The sequence below is a fragment of the Flavivirga aquimarina genome (assembly GCF_030540835.1).
Classification (GTDB): Bacteria; Bacteroidota; Bacteroidia; order Flavobacteriales; family Flavobacteriaceae; genus Flavivirga; species Flavivirga aquimarina.
Window position 1 is genome coordinate 80,747 of record NZ_JAUOEK010000084.1, and the last position, 20,168, is coordinate 100,914.

Below are 20,168 nucleotides of genomic sequence, written 5' to 3' on the forward strand. Positions count from 1 at the left end.
AAAATGTACTTTGTAGTGATCTTTAAAAATTAAGGTCTGTAGATTTTTTCTATTAAATCGACATACTTTTTCTTGATCACTTCTCTTTTCATTTTCATTGTAGGTGTTAAGTGGCCAGAATCTATTGACCAGACATCTGGGGTTATTTCAAATTTTTTAATCTGTTCCCATTTACTAAAGCTTTTATTGGCTTTATCAATTTCTTCTTGAATACGTTCTAATAATTTAGAATTGGTAATCGTATCATTTATAGATTGAAATGTTATATCATGCCGTTTTGCCCATTCTTCAACAAATTCAAAATTAAGTTGAATTAATACCGTAGGCATTTTTTCGCCTTCACCAATAACCATAGCTTGTTCTATAAAGCGTGATTGTTTTAATTCGTTTTCAAGCAGGGTAGGGATAATATATTTACCACCAGACGTTTTAAACATTTCTTTTTTACGTCCTGTAATTTTTAAGAAGCCTTCTGCATCAATTTCTCCTTTATCACCTGTGTGAAAATAATCACCTGTCATAACACTGGCAGTCTTCTCAGGATCTTTATAGTAACCCAACATAACATTTGGTCCTTTACATAAAATTTCACCATCCTCGGCTATTTTAACTTCTACACCATCTATTACTTTACCCACAGAGCCTATTTTCCAATCGTTATTACGTTTATCACTTGCTGAAATTCCGGGCGATGTTTCAGTTAGTCCATAACACTCCATAATGGGCATATCTGCTGCACCAAATATTTTACCAAGTCGTGGTTGAAGTGCTGCACTACCTGATGCCATGAAAACTATTTTGCCACCTAAAGCTTCTTGCCATTTTTTGAAAATTAGTTTGCGTGCCAATGCTAATTTTAACTCATACCACCAGCCGTTTTTTTCGTAAGGTTCATATTTCGATCCAATATCTACCGCCCAAAAAAACAATGCCTTTTTTATGCCTGTTAAATCGGATCCTTTAGCTATAATTTTATCATAAACCTTTTCTATTAATCGAGGCACCACAGTCATGGTAGCTGGTTGCACTTCTTTGGCATTGTCTCCTATTTTGTCTAAAGCTTCTGCAAAATAAACTTCAATGCTACCAAATTGATATAAATAAAGGAAAACGCGTTCAAAAATGTGACATATTGGTAAGAAACTTAATGCTTTTTCACCATGTTTTAAGGGAAATTTTAGTTGAGCAGAAAGCACATTAGAAACAATGTTATTATGAGAAAGCATAACGCCTTTTGGTTTTCCGGTTGTTCCCGATGTGTAAATAATAGTAGCTAAATCATTTGGCTGTACAACATCTTTTCTTGCTTGTACTTCATCATTATTCGATTCGTCTTTTCCTAAGTCAAGTAATTCGGAGTAATGCTTGCAATTTTTTATATGATCGAATGAGTAAACTTCTTTAAGTTGCGTTTTAGACTTAACCTTATTAATTTTTTCCAAAACTTCATCATCTGAAACAAAACAATATATAGATTCACTATGGTTTAAAACATATTCATAATCTTCTGCACTAATAGTTGGATATATTGGAATGCTTTGCGCACCTACTTGCAGAATACCTATATCAATAATATTCCATTCTGTTCTATTAGTTGTAGAGATAATAGCTATTTTATCGTCTTTTTGAATACCTAATCTTAGCAAAGCTCTACTTATAGCATTGGCTTTATCTATATATTCTTGAGTTGACATAGCATGCCATTCGCCATTATATTTGGAGTTGAATGCTTTATCTAAGCTATGATTTTTCAACTGGTAATACGGGAAATCAAAAATTCTTGTAATTTCTGTCATTTACTATTTTAATAGGTTCTTGTACTGCAAAATAGGAAATTAAAAAAGGATTTTCAAATTGAGTACTTTAAATTGCGTTTTATACAACGAGTTTTAGACATTAATAGTATATGTAATTCTAAATCTAATTTCCATACCTGTTTGTCATTAAGAAATCGTTTATTAATTATATGTTATAATGAATTATTATTAAAAATACATTTAATTAATATAAATAACAACAAAATTGTACGAAATATATTTCTCTCTTGAATTTTTGTAGAAATAAAAGTTAAAAGTATAAATATTCTATTTTAAAAATTCAAAAACTCAAACGTTTTCGTAACAAATATTTAAAAAAATCCTTGTTTTTATTGGGCTAAACTGATAATTGTCAGTTTTAAAATTAATGGTGGTATTTATCTTTGAGTAAGTAAAACAAACATGATTTTTTTAAATATTAATAAAATAAACAATGGAAGTAAAACAATTTAAATACGGAAATTGGACAGAGGAAATCGACGTGAGGGATTTTGTTATTAATAATATAACTCCTTATCACGGAACATCAGATTTTTTGGTTGGTCCCAGTCTTAAAACCCAAAAATTATGGAACGTATGTAAAGAAGCGACTAAAGAAGAACGCCAAAATAATGGGGTACGTTCGGTAGATACAGAAACAATTTCGACTGTTAGTGCCTTCAATGCTGGATATATTGATAGAGACAATGAAGTTATTGTAGGATTGCAAACAGATGAATTGTTAAAACGAACCATGAAACCATTTGGCGGTTTTAAGGTGGTTCAAAAAGCTTTATCTGAGCAAGGTGTAAAGCCTAATGAGAATATAACAGAATTGTTTTCTAAGTATGTTAAAACACATAATGATGGTGTTTTTGATGCGTATACTAAAGAAATAAAAAAATTCCGTTCTCTTGGTTTTTTAACAGGTTTGCCAGATAATTATGCAAGAGGAAGAATTATTGGGGATTATCGCCGTGTAGCTCTATATGGAATTGATTTTCTGATTAAATCTAAACAAGAGGACTTAGGGAATATAGAAGGACCAATGAGCGATGCTGTAATTCGCTTACGCGAAGAAGTTTCTGAGCAAATTAGGGCATTGAAAGAAATGGTTGAATTAGGGGCTAAATATGATTTAGACTTAACAAGACCAGCCGACAATGCAAAAGAAGCGGTACAATGGACGTACATGGCTTACCTAGCTGCTGTAAAGGAACAAGATGGTGCTGCTATGTCTTTAGGTAATGTGTCTACATTTTTAGATATTTTTATTGAAAACGATTTACAAGAAGGTCTTATAACCGAGGAAGAAGCTCAGGAATATATAGATCAGTTTGTTATGAAACTACGTATGGTACGCCATTTAAGAATGGGTGCCTACGACGAAATTTTTGCGGGAGATCCAACTTGGGTAACCGAAGCCATTGGAGGTATATTTAAAGACGGAAGAACGAAGGTTACCAAAACCTCTTTTCGTTTCTTGAACACTTTATATAATTTAGGACCATCACCAGAGCCTAATATAACGATTCTTTGGTCTGAAGATTTACCTCAAAACTTTAAAGAATATTGTGCTAAAGTATCCATTGACACATCATCAATTCAATTTGAAAATGATGAGTTAATGAGAGAAAATAGGGGATCTGACGATTATGGAATTGCTTGTTGTGTATCTCATCAAACTTTAGGGAAGTCTATTCAGTTTTTTGGTGCACGTACTAATTTAGCTAAAACATTATTATTAGCTATTAATGGTGGGCGTTGTGAAATAACCGGAACTAAAATGGTTGATGGTATCGCCGCTTGTAATTGTGAATATTTAGATTTCGATAAAGTTATGGCTAACTTTAAGATAGCTATGAAAGAAGTCGCACGTGTTTATAATGATTCGATGAATATTATTCACTATATGCATGATAAATATTATTACGAAAAGGCTCAAATGGCATTAATTGATACAAACCCGAGTATTAATATAGCTTATGGTATAGCAGGTTTATCCATTGTAGCAGATTCACTTTCAGCAATTAAATATGCTAAAGTAAAACCTATAAGAAACGAAGAAGGTTTGGCTGTCGATTTTAAAATAGAAGGGCTATTCCCATGCTATGGTAATGATGATGATCGTGTGGATGTTTTAGCAGTAAATGCTGTTGCCGATTTTAATAATGAATTAAAGAAATTATCAGTTTATAAAGATGCAGAACCAACGATGTCTGTGTTAACGATTACATCGAATGTAGCTTATGGGAAGAAAACAGGAGCAACCCCGGATGGTAGAGCTAAAGGAGTTCCGTTTGCACCGGGAGCTAACCCGATGCATGGTAGAGATTCTCATGGAGCAATCGCATCGTTAAACTCAGTTGCTAAAATTAATTATAAAGATTCTCAAGATGGTATTTCTAATACCTTCTCAATTGTACCAAAATCTTTAGGAGCTAATGAGGCTGATAGAATTGAAAATTTAACAACCATTTTAGATGGCTATTTCTCAAGAAATGCGCAACATATTAATGTAAATGTATTAGACAAGGAAACATTGCTTGATGCTATGGAGCACCCAGAGGAGTATCCGCAATTAACTATTCGTGTTTCTGGTTACGCTGTTAATTTTGTAAGATTAACAAAAGAGCAGCAATTAGAAGTTATTACACGTTCTTTTCACGAATCCATGTAGTTTTATTAATATTTATTTTAAGTATCTGCAAAAGAAGTACAATGCTTCTTTTGCGGGTACTAAATTAAAAAAGATTATCCCATTAAAACAGAAGAAAACATATTAAGAGTACACTCTATTGAATCCTTTGGAACACATGATGGTCCAGGAATTCGTTTGGTTATTTTTTTGCAAGGTTGCAAATTAAAATGTGTGTATTGTCATAATCCAGATACTATTGAAACTTCTGGAGGTAAGTTATATCATATCGATGAGTTGGTAGAGATAGCCCTAAAAATGAAACCTTATTTTGGTAAAAAAGGAGGCGTTACAGTATCGGGCGGCGAACCTTTATTACAGTCTAAAGAATTAATTCCTTTTTTTAAAAGGCTTAAAAAGGAAGGGATTCATACTAATGTAGATACCAATGGCAGAATATTAAATCATTTTACAGAAGTATTGTTAGACTATGCAGATTTGGTCATGCTAGATATTAAGCACATGACAGAGGAAGGTTATGAGGCTATAACAGGAATGCGGAATAAAGAAACGGCTTTTAATTTTGCAAAACAAAGGGAAGCTTCTGGAAAAAAAATGTGGTTACGATATGTGCTAATACCAGAGATCACAAATAAGCCTGAACTTTTACATCAAATGGGGGCTTATTTTAAAGATTTCAAAACCATTGAGAAAATTGAACTTCAGCCATATCATAAATTGGGTATTCATAAGTGGGACGCTTTAGGTTGGGATTATCAATTAAAAGATGCCCGAGAAAACACAGAGAAAGAAATAGGTATGGCAGTTAATATATTAGAAAAATACTTTAAAGAAGTTAAAATAAATTAAGAAGGAAGTGTTGTAACTATCGGCACTCAAATCATGTATATTATGAGCGAACTAAAACTTAAAAACCGTTGGTTAATAGCTGCTTCGGCAGTTGGAATCCACATTTCAATAGGATCTGTATATGCGTATTCAGTTATGACTAATCCGGTTAAAGATATTTTTGATGTTGATGGCAGTGTTATAAAATGGGCTTTTAAAATAGCTATTTTGTTATTGGGTTTATCGGCAGCATTTTTAGGTAGATGGGTAGAGAAAGTAGGACCCAAAGTAAGTGGAACAACAGCAGGATTATTTTACGGTATTGGTATTTTAGGTTCTGGACTTGCTGTTCAATTAGAATCGTTAACGCTATTTTACCTTTGTTATGGCGTTATTGGTGGTATTGGATTGGGGCTTGGTTATATTACACCGGTAAGTACTTTAGTGAAATGGTTTCCAGACAAACGTGGTTTAGCAACTGGTATGGCCATTATGGGGTTTGGTTTTGCTGCCTTAATTTTTGGGCCAGTCATGCAATCTCTTTTTGATGCTGTTGGTGTATCTAATGCCTTTTATATTCTTGGGGTTATTTATATGATACTAATATTATCCTCGGCAAGATATATTGAAAGGCCACCGGAAGGTTATATGCCGGATGGCTTTAAACCGGGAGAAGGTAAAACGATAAAAGCTGATATATCTAATATTAATGCCAATGAATCCCTAAAAACACCTCGTTTTTATTATATCTGGATTATGATGTTTATAAATATCGCTTGTGGTATAGCCATTATATCTGCTGCTAGCCCTATGATGCAGGAAAAATTAAATTATACGCCTATGGAAGCAGCAGCAATAGTAGGTTTAATAGGTGTGTTTAATGGTTTAGGTAGAATTATGTGGTCTGGTCTTTCAGATTATCTGGGAAGAGCAAATACTTATATTATATTCTTTGCTTTTCAAATATTGGCATTCTTTTTCTTGCCTAAAATTTCAATGGAACTGGTTTTTCTGGTAGTACTGTTTACAGTCATTACGATGTACGGGGGCGGATTTGCAACGTTACCCGCATTTCTGGGAGATTTGTTTGGAACGAAACAATTAGGCGCTATACATGGTATGGTATTAGCTGCTTGGGGATTAGCTGGTGTTGTAGGCCCTACAATTTATGATGTTGTTAAAAATGCGACAGGGTCTTTAGACGATACTTTGGAAGTCTTTGCCGGTTTGTTTGTTATAGCACTTATAGTATCAATGTTAATGAAACGATCTGTAACTAAAGCTTATAAAAAAATAGATAAAAGTTTAGAGTTTGCCTGAAAGCGGTGACTTTAGTTTTCATAATTTTTTGTAGTCAAAAAAGCCCCGAGATAATAGTTATTATTTCGGGGTTTTAAGTATGGGTTTTATTTCTTGAGTTTGTGCTACAACGAGCTTGTATAAGATTGCGTGGTTAAGCAACGAATTTAGTAAATACAAACCGAATAGAAACCCGAGAGGATTTTTGTAAGTAGTCTTGTGCCAACAATTAATTTTATACGACTTACCACACGTAACTTTTATTTATTTCCTCCTTTAATTCATTTAATTGAGATGGTTTTTTTGCAGGATTTTTTACAATTTCTCCATTTTCGTCAATTAATATGTAATAAGGATAGTAAAAAGAACCAACTCGCTCAAGTTTTTTAATTACATCTGTTAATAGTTTTTTATTTGCTCTAATGTGATACCCTTCTAAATTGTAAAATTTTATCATCTCTTTCCAAATTTTTTCCTCACTAACTCTGCCTTCACAAATATATAGGGTTTCCATATTTTTAGATTTAAGAAGCGCATTTAAACTGTCTTTATATTGAAATTCTTTTTTACAGGGAGTACACCAAGTTCCCCAAATATCTACAAAGACTTTTTTCCCCTTTAAGATTTTAATTAATTCCTCAAAAGTATTAATGTTCTTATAGTTTTCAACGTACTTGATTTCGTTGTTGATGCTAGATTCTGAAATCTTGCGGTGAAAATCTATGATAGGTTGTATATTACCGATTAAATGTTCAGTATAGCTGCTATTTGGATACTCTTTGTTGAAATTTTCATAAAGCATAATTAATTCTTTAGAGTTTTTTTTGTTTACATAGCTATTGCTTAAGATATAGGTGGCATAATAATATTCTAATGATTTTCCTTTTAAATATTTTTTTGCCTTGTTTATATTGTATGAATGAATTTTTCCTTTCTCAAAATTATCAAAGTTAACCGTATCAGAATTTAATTGACAGACATTTATATAACTTTCCATCAGGGGAAATGACCAAGGTGTGGAAATGTTAAATGAGTCAGTCGGTTGAGTTTGTTCAAATATCCTTTTCCAAATGCCTAAGATTTGAGCGTTTTGAGTTTCAGTACTATCTAAATGTTTTTTATATCGCATTGCTGCAATTTCAGCTTCTAAAGCTGAGTAGTAGTATTTTCTGTCTAATTCTGCTAAATCATAAAACTTCTTGTTTATTTTTTGTTTTTCTAGCTGTTTTTGGAATTCTGTTAGTTCTTTTTGCTTTCGAGTATTTATTTTTGATGATATGGATGATAAAATCGAATCTTTTAACAGCTCATTAGACATACTAAGAACATGAAATTCTGGAAGAGCGAATGAATTGTATAAGTTTTGGGCTTGGCTGGACGTTGTACCTTTTATATTAACTTTTTTGTCCTTTGTTGTCAAATCGAAGTCAATTTCGTATTCTTTACCTGGTTCAACCAACAATACCGCCGAAGTTTGTTTGGGTATATATAATGTCACAAACGATGCTAAGTCGGATTTCATAGAAATCGTGAAATTGCCTAAAGAATCAGGTTCTACTGATTTTTTAGTTCCATAAAACCAAGTTCCATCGACTGGTACTGTAAATTCAATTTTATCTGGGATACTTCCATTAATTTTTCCACTGATTATTATTTTATCATTTTTTTTTGAACAGCCAATAAGTCCAATTATTAGAATTGCTATAAATATTCTTTGTATTCTCATTTTTGTAATGTGATAACAGTTGTGTGTAAGGATAGTTATGTGATTAAGCTACTAACTTACTAAAAATGAAACGAACCAGAGGAAAATCTGCATTATTTTCCAGTAGGCTAAAACCAAGCAATTATTTTTACACGGTATTACTTGCTGTTATTTTTTAATTAATTGGATTGAGACACTTTTTAGCCATTTTATTATTACTTTTTATATACCCATAGTTTCCATAAAGCCCTTTTAGGCGCATTGTGTCATTTTTCATTATTATGGTGTCCTTTTCCCATCTTTTTTCCCAATAAATGATGCCCTTTTTTAAAATTCCAACTGCATTATAAATTGATCCGTTCTTATCAACACGACATTGATAAACGAAATTATTGGGTTTTATTTCTATCCATAACCATTGTTTCTGGAAATTCCTACATTCCAGTAATATCTTTATCTTTAATTTTACGTGTTGAAGAGCACCCAATTAAGGTTAAGATAAATATTAAAATTATAAAGTTTTTCATAGGGTTTTAATTAATTATAGGTAACGTATGAATATGTTCACTGGTGTATAAACCCTTTATTATATATACACCAAATATGCCCTATTTAAAAAAAGGGCAATTTGCAACATGTTTACTTATAGTTAAATTTATTTATTTTCAATCCACTTTCTAGCATTAACGAAAGCTTCCAGCCATGGAGACACTTCGTCTTTACGTCCATCAGGGTAATTAGCCCAGTTCCATTGGAATGTAGAACGCTCAATATGTGGCATCGTTACTAAATGTCTTCCTGTTTTATCACTCATCATAGCAGTGTTAAAATCTGATCCATTTGGATTATGTGGATAGCCTTCATAACCGTATTTTGCAACGATATTGTATTGATCTTCTGTATATGGTAAATTAAATTTTCCTTCACCATGAGAAATCCAAACTCCTAAAGTACTTCCTGCAAGTGTAGAAAGCATTACAGAATTGTTTTCCTGAATTTTAACAGATGTGAATGAACTTTCGTGTTTGTTAGATTCGTTATGAATCATTTTTCCATGAACATCATGTTCTGGGTTTATTAAATCTAATTCCATCCAAAGTTGACATCCATTACAAATTCCAACAGATAACGTATCTTCTCTAGCAAAGAAATCTTTAATGACTTTGTTTGCCTTTTCGTTATATTTAATGGCACCAGCCCAACCTTTAGCAGAACCTAAAACATCGGAGTTACTAAAACCTCCAACAGCTCCTAAAAACTGAATATCTTCAAGAGTTTCACGACCAGAAATTAAATCGGTCATGTGCACATCTTTTACATCAAAACCAGCTAAATACATGGCGTTTGCCATTTCTCGTTCTGAATTACTTCCTTTTTCACGAAGTATGGCAGCTTTTGGACGCCTTGTCTCCTCGAGCGTAGTCGAGAGGTTGTCAAGTTTTCCTGTAAAATGTTTTGGGAATGTATATTGTAAAGGTTGATTTTTGTAATTATTGAATCTATCTTCAGCTAAATTATTGACTGTTTGCTTTTGATCTAGTAAAAAAGATGTTTTATACCAAACATCACGTAATCTAGAAACCGTCATTGTGAATACTTCAGCATTATTAATAATACTTAAAGTATCATTTTCTGTTACTTTTCCAATATTATGGAATTCAATATTAGCTTCTGTTAAAACTGATTCAATAGAAGAATCTTTAGCTTGAATAACAATCCCTGAATTTTCAGCAAATACTATTTTAAATGTATCTTTTTCGTTTAAAGAAGATAGGTCTAATTCTGCTCCCGTATTCACATCGGCAAAACAAAGTTCTAGTAAGGTTGTAATTAACCCACCTGAAGCGACATCATGTCCTGCAACGATTTGTTCGTTAACAATTAAACTTTGTATGGTATTGAATACATTTTTTACATAAGCAGCATCTTTAACATTAGGCGCGTCGTTTCCTATTTTGTTAAGTACTTGAGCAAAAGAACTACCTCCTAATTTAAAATCATCCTGAGAGATATTGATATAATAAATATCACCACTATTTTTCTTAAAAACGGGTTCTACAATTTTATTTATATCGTTACAATTTGCTCCTGCAGAAATAATAACCGTACCTGGAGAGATAACTTCTTCATTTGGGTATTTTTGTTTCATTGAAAGCGAATCTTTTCCTGTTGGCACATTGATTCCTAAATCGATAGCAAACTCCGAAACCGCTTTTACAGCTTCGTATAAACGAGCATCTTCACCTTCATTTTTACAAGGCCACATCCAGTTTGCAGATAATGACACATTTTGTAATCCATCTTTTAAAGGTGCCCAGATAAGATTTGTTAAAGCTTCTGTGATTGAATTTCTACTACCAGCTACAGGGTTAATTAACCCAGAAATAGGGGAGTGTCCAATCGAAGTTGCAATACCTTCTTTTCCTTTATAATCTAATGCCATAACGCCAACATTGTTTAAAGGTAATTGTAAAGGTCCTGCACATTGTTGTTTGGCTACTTTGCCACCAACGCAACGGTCTACTTTGTTTGTTAACCAATCTTTACAAGCTACGGCTTCTAATTGTAATACCTGATCTAGATAGTTATAAAATTCATCAGCATTATAACTAACATCACTATAGTTTCTTGTTACCGTTTTATCGGTCATGATTGTTTTTGGCGAACTTCCAAACATATCTTCCATGGCTAAATCCATAGGTTTGTTGCCTTTGGTTTTAGATTGGAATGTAAATCTATCGTCTCCTGTAACATCACCAACAGTGTACATTGGTGAACGTTCTCGATCTGCAATTTTGTTAAGTGTATCTATATGTTTTTCAGAAATCACTAAGCCCATACGTTCTTGAGACTCGTTCCCGATTATTTCTTTGTCTGATAATGTTGGATCACCAACAGGTAAGGCATCTAAATCTATTTTTCCACCAGTATCTTCAACTAATTCAGAAAGACAGTTTAAGTGGCCTCCAGCACCATGATCGTGAATTGAAACGATGAAATTTTCATCACTTTCCACCATACCACGAACGGCATTAGCAGCACGTTTTTGCATTTCCGGATTAGAACGCTGTACGGCATTTAATTCGATTCCTGAAGCGAATTCACCAGTATCTGCTGAAGATACTGCTGCACCTCCCATACCAATACGGTAATTTTCACCACCAAGAATTACTATTTTATCACCTGTTTTTGGTGTATCTTTTAGAGCTTGTTCTGCTTTTCCATACCCAATACCGCCTGCTTGCATGATAACTTTATCGAAACCAATTTTACGAGCATCTTCCTCGTGTTCGAAAGTTAAAACAGAGCCACAAATAAGGGGCTGTCCGAATTTGTTTCCAAAATCTGAAGCGCCATTAGACGCTTTTATTAAAATATCCATAGGGGTTTGGTATAACCAATCGCGTTCTTCAACAGCTTTTTCCCAAGGCTTGCCCTGAGCGGAGTCGAATGAGTCTTCTAAACGCGAGTAAGAGGTCATATAAACCGCAGTTCCGGCTAAAGGTATAGAGCCTTTTCCACCGGCAAGTCTATCTCTAATTTCTCCACCTGAACCCGTTGCAGCACCGTTAAAGGGCTCAACAGTAGTTGGGAAATTGTGTGTTTCTGCTTTAAGCGAAATAACAGATTCAAATTCTTCTGTAGTATAGTAGTCTGGAATATCTGCTCGTTTTGGAGCAAACTGTTCTACTTTCGGGCCTTTCACGAAAGCCACATTATCTTTATATGCAGATATAATATCGTTTGGATTTGCTTCCGATGTTTGTCTAATCATCTTAAATAAAGATAAAGGCTTTTCTTCTCCATCAATAACAAATGTGCCGTTAAAGATTTTGTGTCGACAGTGTTCTGAGTTTACTTGCGAAAATCCGAAAACTTCAGAGTCGGTTAATGGTCTGCCAATTTTTTTAGAAACACCTTCTAAATATTCAACTTCTTCGTCACTTAATGATAATCCTTCTTGTTGATTGTAAGCTGAAATATCTTCAATATCTAGAATCGCTTCTGGGTGAATATCAATCGTAAAGGAATTTTGATTTAACCCATTGAATTTCTCTGAAATCATTGGATCAAATGTTTTAAAATCTTCAGAAACGGCATCGAATTCTTCAATTCTAATAATGCCAGTAATCCCCATATTTTGAGTGATTTCAACAGCGTTGGTACTCCATGGGGTTATCATCGCGGCACGTGGACCAACAAAAAAAGCATCTAAAGATGCTTGTTCTATTTTTGGCTGGTTGCCAAATAACCATACTAATTTTGAGGTTGTTTCGGTTGATAATTCTTTTGTTGTTTGAACGGCAAATACTTTACCGGTTACGTTTCCAAAGAAATGAATCATTATGTATTGATTTGTGTGTGTTTAAAGAAAGTGCAAATTTACTTCTTTTTAGTCGAATTTCTTGTAAAAATATAATGCGTAAAATAGATAGTTATTCACGAGGTTTTAAACATAGGGAATTGTTCTGTTTTATAAAAAAAATGCAAACCATTTGGTTTGCGTTTATCTCGTTATTTTATATAGGTTGTAAATAGCTGTTTTTAAATAGGGAGTGTTTTAATTTTGCTTAATGTTTTTTTTGCTAATTCTATTTTTTCCGGGAACAATTCTTTTCCTTTAATATCTTTGGCAATACTAGATATCCTCTCTTTTGTCGTTTTAGACATAGAAAGCACTCTTGTTGCTTTTAATATATGTTTTTTTTGTTCCATGCAACTTTATTTACTATACAAATTTAACTTATTTTTTCTTAAAAACCAAAATGCCAATATATTCATTTTCAGATGTATACTGTGATAATGAGCTTGTGTTTTCGTTGGTTAATCCAAAAAACATATAGGTTTTACTTAGCTTATCTAAATTTCTGTCTAGATAGTATCTGTAAGTTTTAATTCTTCTGTTAAAATTTTTACAAACAGTTTCACAATTTTTTTTGCAATTGGATTCACAAAGTTTTTTAAAATCATCTTTACTATCGCTACCCTGAACCCAAATAGCAGCATCTTCATTTTCTTTAAAGAATTTGGGAATCGTATTTAATACGGTGCTAAATACTTTTCTCATATCACCATTATTGCTATTTGAATAATCAAAGATGTTACCATTATCTTCATTGTAGTCTCCAAACCCTAAATTATAGATAACTTTCCCTTTTCTTTTAGCTACTGGCGTATATTCGATGGCTTTAATTATCGATTTGTGTCCTTTGCTTTCAAATAGGTACTGAATTTTTCTTGTTTCAGACTCGAGAAGTTCTGTTTTATAAGCAGGTATGCTGTTCAAAATTTGGTGACTTTTATACTCAAAGGTAATGCTTTTTCTTATTCCTGCCTTTCGTCTGCGCTCAAGATAAACTACGGCAGGAATCTTGTAAATTGTAATATAATTCATCAATTTTTCTACTACAATTTAAATTTTTAGATTCGTACCCTCTCCGGTAATGATGCTATATGCTTTCTTTTAGTGTAAATTGAACCGTTATTCTGAGACTCGTGTTAAAATTTAACTAGCGTAAGCAATGACGTAGTCGAAATGATAGTTCCATTGTCCTCCTGAGCGCAGTCGAAGGACTTGTTAGTTATTACCTTTAAAGCGTTTCGTTAAGCTTCGCTAGGTATCTTCAATATAAAATACATTTTATATTTCGATAATGCTCAACGTGACATATTAGATAAATTAAAATACTGAAAAACAATTAATTATAAAATAACGTCAATGGTAGGAGCATCAAAGTGCGACATGAGAATCTGTTGAATTGAACAAAGAAGATATAGTTTTTATTGAACAGATTATCACGGTCGTTCCTCCCTCATAATGACTATAGCTTCATGGTTTAAGTTACTATCTATGAGATTCCTGCCGTAGTTTATCTTGAGCGAAGACGAAAGGCAGGAATGACAAAACATTGTTCAATTTATAAGATTCCTCCTCGTGCCTCGATCGGAATGACAAAACGTTACTTTTTATGAGGTTCCTACCAAAGGTTATCTTGAGCACAGACGAAAGGCAGGAATGACAAACGGTTCTCAAAAATACTTTTTTAAAAGACCAGACACAGAACCATGATAAGAACTACCAAATAAATTTAAATGCACTAAAAGATAATACAATTGGTAGATTTCTATTCTTGCTGAGGTATTCTCATCTGTTTTAAAATGAGAAGCATAGGTTTCGTAAAAAGTGGCATCAAAGCCACCAAATAATTTGGTCATAGCAATGTCTACTTCGTGATGTCCAAAGTAAATAGCAGGATCAATGAGGTATGGTACATTATCTTTAGATATGAGATAGTTTCCACTCCATAAATCACCATGTAATAGGGCTGGTTTTATATTTGAAAATAAAGGTTCTAAGAAGTCTTTGATGCTTTGTACAGATGGACATTCATTTTTAGAAAGTAGCTGTTTTTCTTTGGCTAATTCTATTTGAGGCTGTAAGCGTTCGGTTGTGTAGAAATCGACCCAAGTTGTATTTGGTTTATTATTTTGAGGTAAACTGCCGATGAAGTTATCTTGATCTAAACCGAAATTATCGGAAGTACATTGATGTAATTGCGCTAATTGGTTTCCTAAGTTTTTATAATCTGAAGATGAAGGTGATTTACTTTCAATAAACTCCATGAGTAGAAAAGTGTTATTCTGAAAGCTATCGTGAGCATAAACCTTAGGTGTTTTTATGGTATTTGTTTCTCTAATTACTTGCAATCCATAAGCTTCAGCTTGAAACATTTTTACAGCATGTATTGAGCTGTTTAATTTTAAAAAGTAGGAGTTGCTTGAGGTTTCAATTTTATAAGTATTTGAAATGTCACCCCCATGAACCGAGGAAATTCCAGTAATGGATTCTTTAAGAATATTGGATAAATATATTTTTAAATCATGGTTCATTATTTAAAAATAAGAAAGACTTAGTAGAAGAGTGTTATCTTTTTCGTTTATAATGACTTTGAACGATCTCATTTAGAAATACTTCCGTTTTAACATGGTTAAATATTAATGATTTTGGAAGTGTATCAAATAAAGGAACCCCACCTCCCAGTACAATAGGAATCGTGGAAATTCTAAGTTCATCAATTAAATCGGCTTTGAGGAAATTTTGAACTGTTTTTCCTCCATCAATATAAAGGTTATTAAAACCCTTTTTATGAATACTATCTAAAACATCACTTTCTTTTCCATGTAACAGCGTTACTTTGTCTTTAAGATTATCTGGAACTTCTTTAAGTGAATGACTTAAAACAAATACATGCTTTTTATAGGGCCAGTCTATGTCAAAACTAATAACAGTTTCAAATGTTGTTTTTCCCATGACTATCACATCTATCTCTTCCATTAAATCGTAATAGCCCATGCCATTTTGTTCTGGATTTGGAATCATATCTAACCAATCCAGTTCGCCATTTTTTCCAGCGATATAACCGTCTAAGCTTTTACCAATAAACACGATGTTTTTATATTCCATATTTAGTTTTAAATTTAGTTAAAAAAGAATATAAAAATAGAAGATTCAAAAAGTAAATACAGAACTATAAACGAAAAGTTATTAACTTTTCCTCTCTAAAAGTGCCATATAAAACCCATCAAATCCAGAAGTGTGAGCAAAAACTTTTTTGTCTTTTATCAAAGAAAAATTGGCACCAGCTTCAGATTTTAAAAAAGTCTTTACTTGATTTTGGTTTTCAGATGGTAATACAGAACAGGTAGCATACACTAACTTACCTTCTGGTTTTACCATTCTGGAATATTGTTGTAACACGTCTTGTTGGGTTACCCTAATTCTATCTAAAAACTCGGGTTCTAATTTCCACTTAGCATCTGGATTTCTACGTAAAACCCCCAGACCGGAACAAGGCGCATCAATTAAAACACGATCTGCTTTATTGTATAATTTTTTAATTGGCTTCGTAGAATCAATAACTTTTAACTCCACATTATGCACACCATTACGTCTGGCTCTTATTTTTAATTTTTTGAGTTTGCTTTCGTAAATATCCATAGCCACAATCTGACCTTTGTTTTCCATTAAAGAGGCAATATGGAGCGTTTTACCACCAGCACCAGCACAAGTATCAACCACTTTCATACCTGGTTTTACGTCCAGAAAATCGGCCACTAATTGAGATGATGCATCTTGAACTTCAAAAAGCCCTTTTTTAAAAGCATCAGTAACAAAAACGTTGGCACGCTCTATTAATTTAAGCGCAGAATCATGACCTTTAATAAATTCGGTTTCAATACCTTGGTCATGCAAGATGTTTTGTAGTTTTTCTTTAGTGGTTTTAAGGGTATTGGTTCTTAAAATAACATCAGCTTGTTCGTTCTGTTTTGCTATTTCTTTAGTCCACATTGTTTCACCTAATTCTTCTAAACCAACTTCATCAATCCAATCAGGAATAGATTCTCTGAGTTTTCTAATTTTTGAAAGTTCATCAAAACGTCCCTTGATTTTTCGAGTAGGTGTATTTTCAAAATATTTCCAATCGGGTAATTTTATACCTTTTAAAGTAGCCCAAACAGCAAACATGCGCCATAGGTTGTCCCTATCAAAAGGTTCTTTTACTTCAGCAATTTCAGCATACAAACGTTTCCAACGTACAATATCGTAAGTTGTTTCAGCAACAAAAGCTCTATCTCGGCTCCCCCAACGTTTATCTCGTTTTAATAGCTGTTGAATTACCTTGTCGGCATATTTGCCTTCATTAAAAATTAGGGTTAATCCATCTATAACAGCAAAGCAAAGGTTTCTATGTAATCGCATGGTTTTTTAATAAGGCTGCAAAGTTACGCTTAATAAAACAATTAATTTCTTATTTTGCAGGATTAAAAAACACATTTGACGGAGCAAAATTTCATAGACGACTTAATTGAAGGAAAACAATCTGCTTACAGTAAGCTCATTGATGATTTTCAGCAAAAAGTATTTGCTACTTGTATATCGTTTGTACCTAATAAAGAAGATGCCGAAGACATTGCCCAAGATGTTTTTGTTGAAGTTTTTAATTCAATTGGTAAATTTAAAGGGCGTTCTAAGTTATCAACATGGATATATCGTATTGCAACCAATAAATGTTTAGAGTTTATAAGAAAAAAGAACACTAAAAAACGCTTTGCTTTTTTACAATCTATTATGGGGAATGAGATTCCTGTTGATAAATCAAGTTATTTTACAGAGATGAATCATCCGGGAATTGTTTTAGAGAATAAAGAAAAAAGTGAAACCCTTTTTAGAGCGATTAATCAATTACCCGACGCTCAAAAAGTGGTATTTACATTAAGCAAAGTAGATGGGAAAAGTTACCAGGAAATTTGTGATATTACTGAGAAAAGTATGTCCTCGGTAGAGTCTTTAATGTTTAGAGCGAAAAAGAATTTGCAAGGGTTATTGGAAAATTTTTATAAAAATGACATTTAACGCAAGTTTTTATAAATTATTGCATCTAAAATTATAATATGAAAACAAATAACACCATACAGGAAAAAATAGAAAGCACTTTTAGTGCTATGGATGCTATTGAAGAGGTTAAAATATCTCCTTTTTTCAAAGATAAGACCATGCGTAAATTGTTTGAAGAAAAAGAAGAAGAAAAAGTAATATGGTCTTGGTTTACGCCCAAACTACAATTGGCAACATTAGTATGTCTTATATTGATTAATGCTTATGCATTTACTAATTTAAGTGCTGACAATCATGAAGATAATGTTGAAGAGTTTGCAGAAACTTTCGGATTGTCTACAAATTCTGATATAGATTTATTTAATTAAAAAAGAATAATATGAATAAAAATAAACTCTTATATATCTTACTCGCTTTTTTAATTGTAGTTAATGGTTTCTTTTTGTCTAAATATTTAGGAGTACCTGAAGTTACCCAAGATAGAAAAAAGCCCATGGGTGATGCGAAACCATTTAGTTTTATTGCTAAGGAATTAAAATTTGAAGAAGAACAACTTGTAGAGTTTGAAAAAATTAGTAAAGAGCACCATCAAGCCATGCGAAGATCTTTAGATGCAACAAAAGCTTTAAAAGATGAATTGTTTGATGAAATTTCTAAAGATAGTATCTTTCAGGATAAAGTAGATTCTATTATAGATTTATTGGGTAAACAAGGACAGAAAAAAGAAAAGCAAATATTTTTTTATTTAAGAGATGTTCGTAGAATATGCAACGATAAACAAAAAGAACGTTTTGCCAATATTATTAGTGACGCTTTACGAAAAAGAGGAGCTAAAGGAGAGAGACCAGAAGGCCCTCCCCATGGAAGACCAGAAGGCCCTCCTGGAGATATGCTTGATGGGCCACCTCCACCAAGACCATAGTTAATTTGAAAACATCATTAAAACCCTATTAAGTCATTTACTTAATAGGGTTTTATAATTGAAATTACATTGTGAAAAGTTAAAATCAAGTTAAAGGAACAAGTATTTTAAGCAATTGGCATCTAAATATTCATAACATTAAAACAAGTAAATTATGAAGCGTAATACATTAAGAATAGGTATATTTTTAGGAATGATGACATTCCTGTTTACATTTAACACTAATGCGCAATCTTCTGACAAAAATCAGGGTAGACAAAAACCTCCAACGATAGAAGAACTTTTTGAAATGATGGATGCTAATGAGGATGATAAATTGTCTTTAAAAGAAGTAAAAGGACCTTTAAAAAAGGACTTTTCAAAAATTGACACTGACGAAGACGGTTTTTTAACAAAGGAGGAATTAGAGAAAGGCCCAAAACCTAAAAGAAAGGAAGATTAAAAGTAGTAATTGAGTAACAAAACATATTTTAAATATTGGTTTACATTATTTTATAGTTTGATTATGTAAATTTGGTTGGTTGGTTAGTTTGGAAAGTTTCACAATATTTTTTGTGAAACTTTTTTATATTAAACTTTCATAAAATGGTATGGTCTAAGATAGTATAAACCTTTTATTTAATATAACCAGTTGTTCAAAGTTAAATGATACTTAGCACGTTTAATTAGTGAATTATTAATATGAAATAATTATGATGAATTTTAAATATTTATTGATAGCACCTTTTGTAGTTTTTATTTTTTTTATCTCATGTTCCAGCTCAGGAAATGAAAATCTGACTATCTGGTATCAGGATTTGGATGGTGACGGACTAGGAAACCCCGATGTTACCATAGAGTCTGAAAATCAACCTGATGGTTATGTTGCAAACAATGACGATACCAATGATAATATTGCAGCTACAGACTATGATATATCTTCAATACTTAGCAAATTTATTGGAACCGGTTTATCTTATGAAGTAAATGGAAATACAGTAACTTTTACAACCCAAGATTTACCAGATCATACAAGTCCGTATTGGCCAGTTAGTAATAGTTTGTATGAAGACTATAACGGCACAAATTCAAATTGGAATCAAAACCCAAATGAAATTGCAACTCAAAATGTTGTGCTTACCATTACTTTAAACCCAGAGGAAGCAACAACGCATCAAGCTACGAATTTGGGGCCAATTGGTATTTCAAGAAATGGTGTTGTATTTTTTAATCAGTACGCAGGGCCAGACCAACCATTAACAAGTGAAATAAATTCGTTTGATCAATGGTTAGGACACCCAACAGGAATGGATATGTATCATTATCATATTGAGCCTACTTACCTAACGCAGGAATTTGGAGAAGATGCTTTTTTAGGGCTTTTGGCCGATGGTTTCCCTGTTTATGGACCTGTTGAAAATGGCGAAACGATAACAAATAATGATTTAGATGCGTATCATGGTCATACATCTGCTACCGCCGATTTTCCTGAAGGAATCTATCATTATCATGTAACAAACCAAGACCCATATATTAATGGTAATGGTTATTTTGGTACGCCGGGTAATATTTCGAATTAGATG

Annotated in this window: 16 protein-coding genes; 8 read left to right on the plus strand and 8 right to left on the minus strand. The window is 32.7% G+C overall.

The annotated features are described in order from the left end of the window. Nucleotides 1-29: 29 nt before the first annotated feature. Nucleotides 30-1,796, minus strand: a complete 1,767-nt coding sequence (locus tag Q4Q35_RS07735) for an AMP-dependent synthetase/ligase (protein ID WP_303277390.1) — start codon at nt 1,794-1,796, stop codon at nt 30-32. A gap of 454 nt (nt 1,797-2,250) precedes the next feature. Here Q4Q35_RS07735 and pflB point away from each other — a divergent pair, with 454 nt between their 5' ends. From pflB to Q4Q35_RS07750, 3 genes are all read left to right on the plus strand, one after another. Next, complete coding sequence (gene pflB, locus Q4Q35_RS07740) at nt 2,251-4,476, plus strand: formate C-acetyltransferase (protein WP_303277391.1); 2,226 nt, start codon at nt 2,251-2,253, stop codon at nt 4,474-4,476. 117 nt (nt 4,477-4,593) lie between these two features. Next, nucleotides 4,594-5,304 (plus strand): pyruvate formate-lyase-activating protein, encoded by a 711-nt coding sequence (pflA, locus tag Q4Q35_RS07745; RefSeq protein ID WP_303277435.1) that lies wholly within the window; start codon nt 4,594-4,596, stop codon nt 5,302-5,304. Nucleotides 5,305-5,346: 42 nt separating this feature from the next. Next, nucleotides 5,347-6,603 (plus strand): L-lactate MFS transporter, encoded by a 1,257-nt coding sequence (locus tag Q4Q35_RS07750; RefSeq protein ID WP_303277392.1) that lies wholly within the window; start codon nt 5,347-5,349, stop codon nt 6,601-6,603. 223 nt (nt 6,604-6,826) lie between these two features. On the opposite strand, the gene Q4Q35_RS07755 is transcribed toward Q4Q35_RS07750, so the two are convergent. The 7 genes from Q4Q35_RS07755 to Q4Q35_RS07785 all read right to left on the minus strand — a co-directional run bounded on the left by Q4Q35_RS07755 (nt 6,827) and on the right by Q4Q35_RS07785 (nt 17,048). Further along, complete coding sequence (locus Q4Q35_RS07755) at nt 6,827-8,308, minus strand: TlpA family protein disulfide reductase (protein WP_303277393.1); 1,482 nt, start codon at nt 8,306-8,308, stop codon at nt 6,827-6,829. Between the two features lie 634 nt (nt 8,309-8,942). Then, a complete protein-coding gene (gene purL, locus Q4Q35_RS07760; RefSeq protein ID WP_303277394.1) occupies nt 8,943-12,632 on the minus strand; it encodes a phosphoribosylformylglycinamidine synthase in 3,690 nt (1,229 codons plus the stop codon). 200 nt (nt 12,633-12,832) lie between these two features. Beyond that, the gene (locus tag Q4Q35_RS07765) at nt 12,833-13,003 is read right to left on the minus strand and encodes a hypothetical protein (protein ID WP_303277395.1); all 171 of its coding nucleotides are present in this window, start codon (nt 13,001-13,003) and stop codon (nt 12,833-12,835) included. Between the two features lie 28 nt (nt 13,004-13,031). Then, nucleotides 13,032-13,682 (minus strand): DUF6934 family protein, encoded by a 651-nt coding sequence (locus tag Q4Q35_RS07770; protein ID WP_303277396.1) that lies wholly within the window; start codon nt 13,680-13,682, stop codon nt 13,032-13,034. A 635-nt stretch (nt 13,683-14,317) separates the two neighbouring features. Continuing rightward, the gene (locus Q4Q35_RS07775; RefSeq protein WP_303277397.1) at nt 14,318-15,178 is read right to left on the minus strand and encodes a fructosamine kinase family protein; all 861 of its coding nucleotides are present in this window, start codon (nt 15,176-15,178) and stop codon (nt 14,318-14,320) included. Nucleotides 15,179-15,212: 34 nt separating this feature from the next. Next, nucleotides 15,213-15,752 (minus strand): dihydrofolate reductase family protein, encoded by a 540-nt coding sequence (locus Q4Q35_RS07780; RefSeq protein ID WP_303277398.1) that lies wholly within the window; start codon nt 15,750-15,752, stop codon nt 15,213-15,215. An 81-nt stretch (nt 15,753-15,833) separates the two neighbouring features. Then, entirely contained in the window at nt 15,834-17,048 is a 1,215-nt protein-coding gene (locus Q4Q35_RS07785) for an RsmB/NOP family class I SAM-dependent RNA methyltransferase (RefSeq protein ID WP_303277399.1), read from the minus strand. Nucleotides 17,049-17,123: 75 nt separating this feature from the next. Between Q4Q35_RS07785 and Q4Q35_RS07790 the strand changes: the two genes are divergently transcribed. The 5 genes from Q4Q35_RS07790 to Q4Q35_RS07810 all read left to right on the plus strand — a co-directional run bounded on the left by Q4Q35_RS07790 (nt 17,124) and on the right by Q4Q35_RS07810 (nt 20,165). Then, nucleotides 17,124-17,702, plus strand: a complete 579-nt coding sequence (locus Q4Q35_RS07790) for an RNA polymerase sigma factor (RefSeq protein ID WP_303277400.1) — start codon at nt 17,124-17,126, stop codon at nt 17,700-17,702. A 38-nt stretch (nt 17,703-17,740) separates the two neighbouring features. Continuing rightward, nucleotides 17,741-18,052, plus strand: a complete 312-nt coding sequence (locus Q4Q35_RS07795) for a hypothetical protein (protein WP_303277401.1) — start codon at nt 17,741-17,743, stop codon at nt 18,050-18,052. 11 nt (nt 18,053-18,063) lie between these two features. After that, entirely contained in the window at nt 18,064-18,606 is a 543-nt protein-coding gene (locus Q4Q35_RS07800) for a hypothetical protein (protein WP_303277402.1), read from the plus strand. A gap of 154 nt (nt 18,607-18,760) precedes the next feature. Next, the gene (locus Q4Q35_RS07805) at nt 18,761-19,048 is read left to right on the plus strand and encodes a CREC-EF hand family protein (RefSeq protein ID WP_303277403.1); all 288 of its coding nucleotides are present in this window, start codon (nt 18,761-18,763) and stop codon (nt 19,046-19,048) included. A 250-nt stretch (nt 19,049-19,298) separates the two neighbouring features. Continuing rightward, complete coding sequence (locus Q4Q35_RS07810) at nt 19,299-20,165, plus strand: YHYH protein (protein ID WP_303277404.1); 867 nt, start codon at nt 19,299-19,301, stop codon at nt 20,163-20,165. Nucleotides 20,166-20,168: the final 3 nt, after the last annotated feature.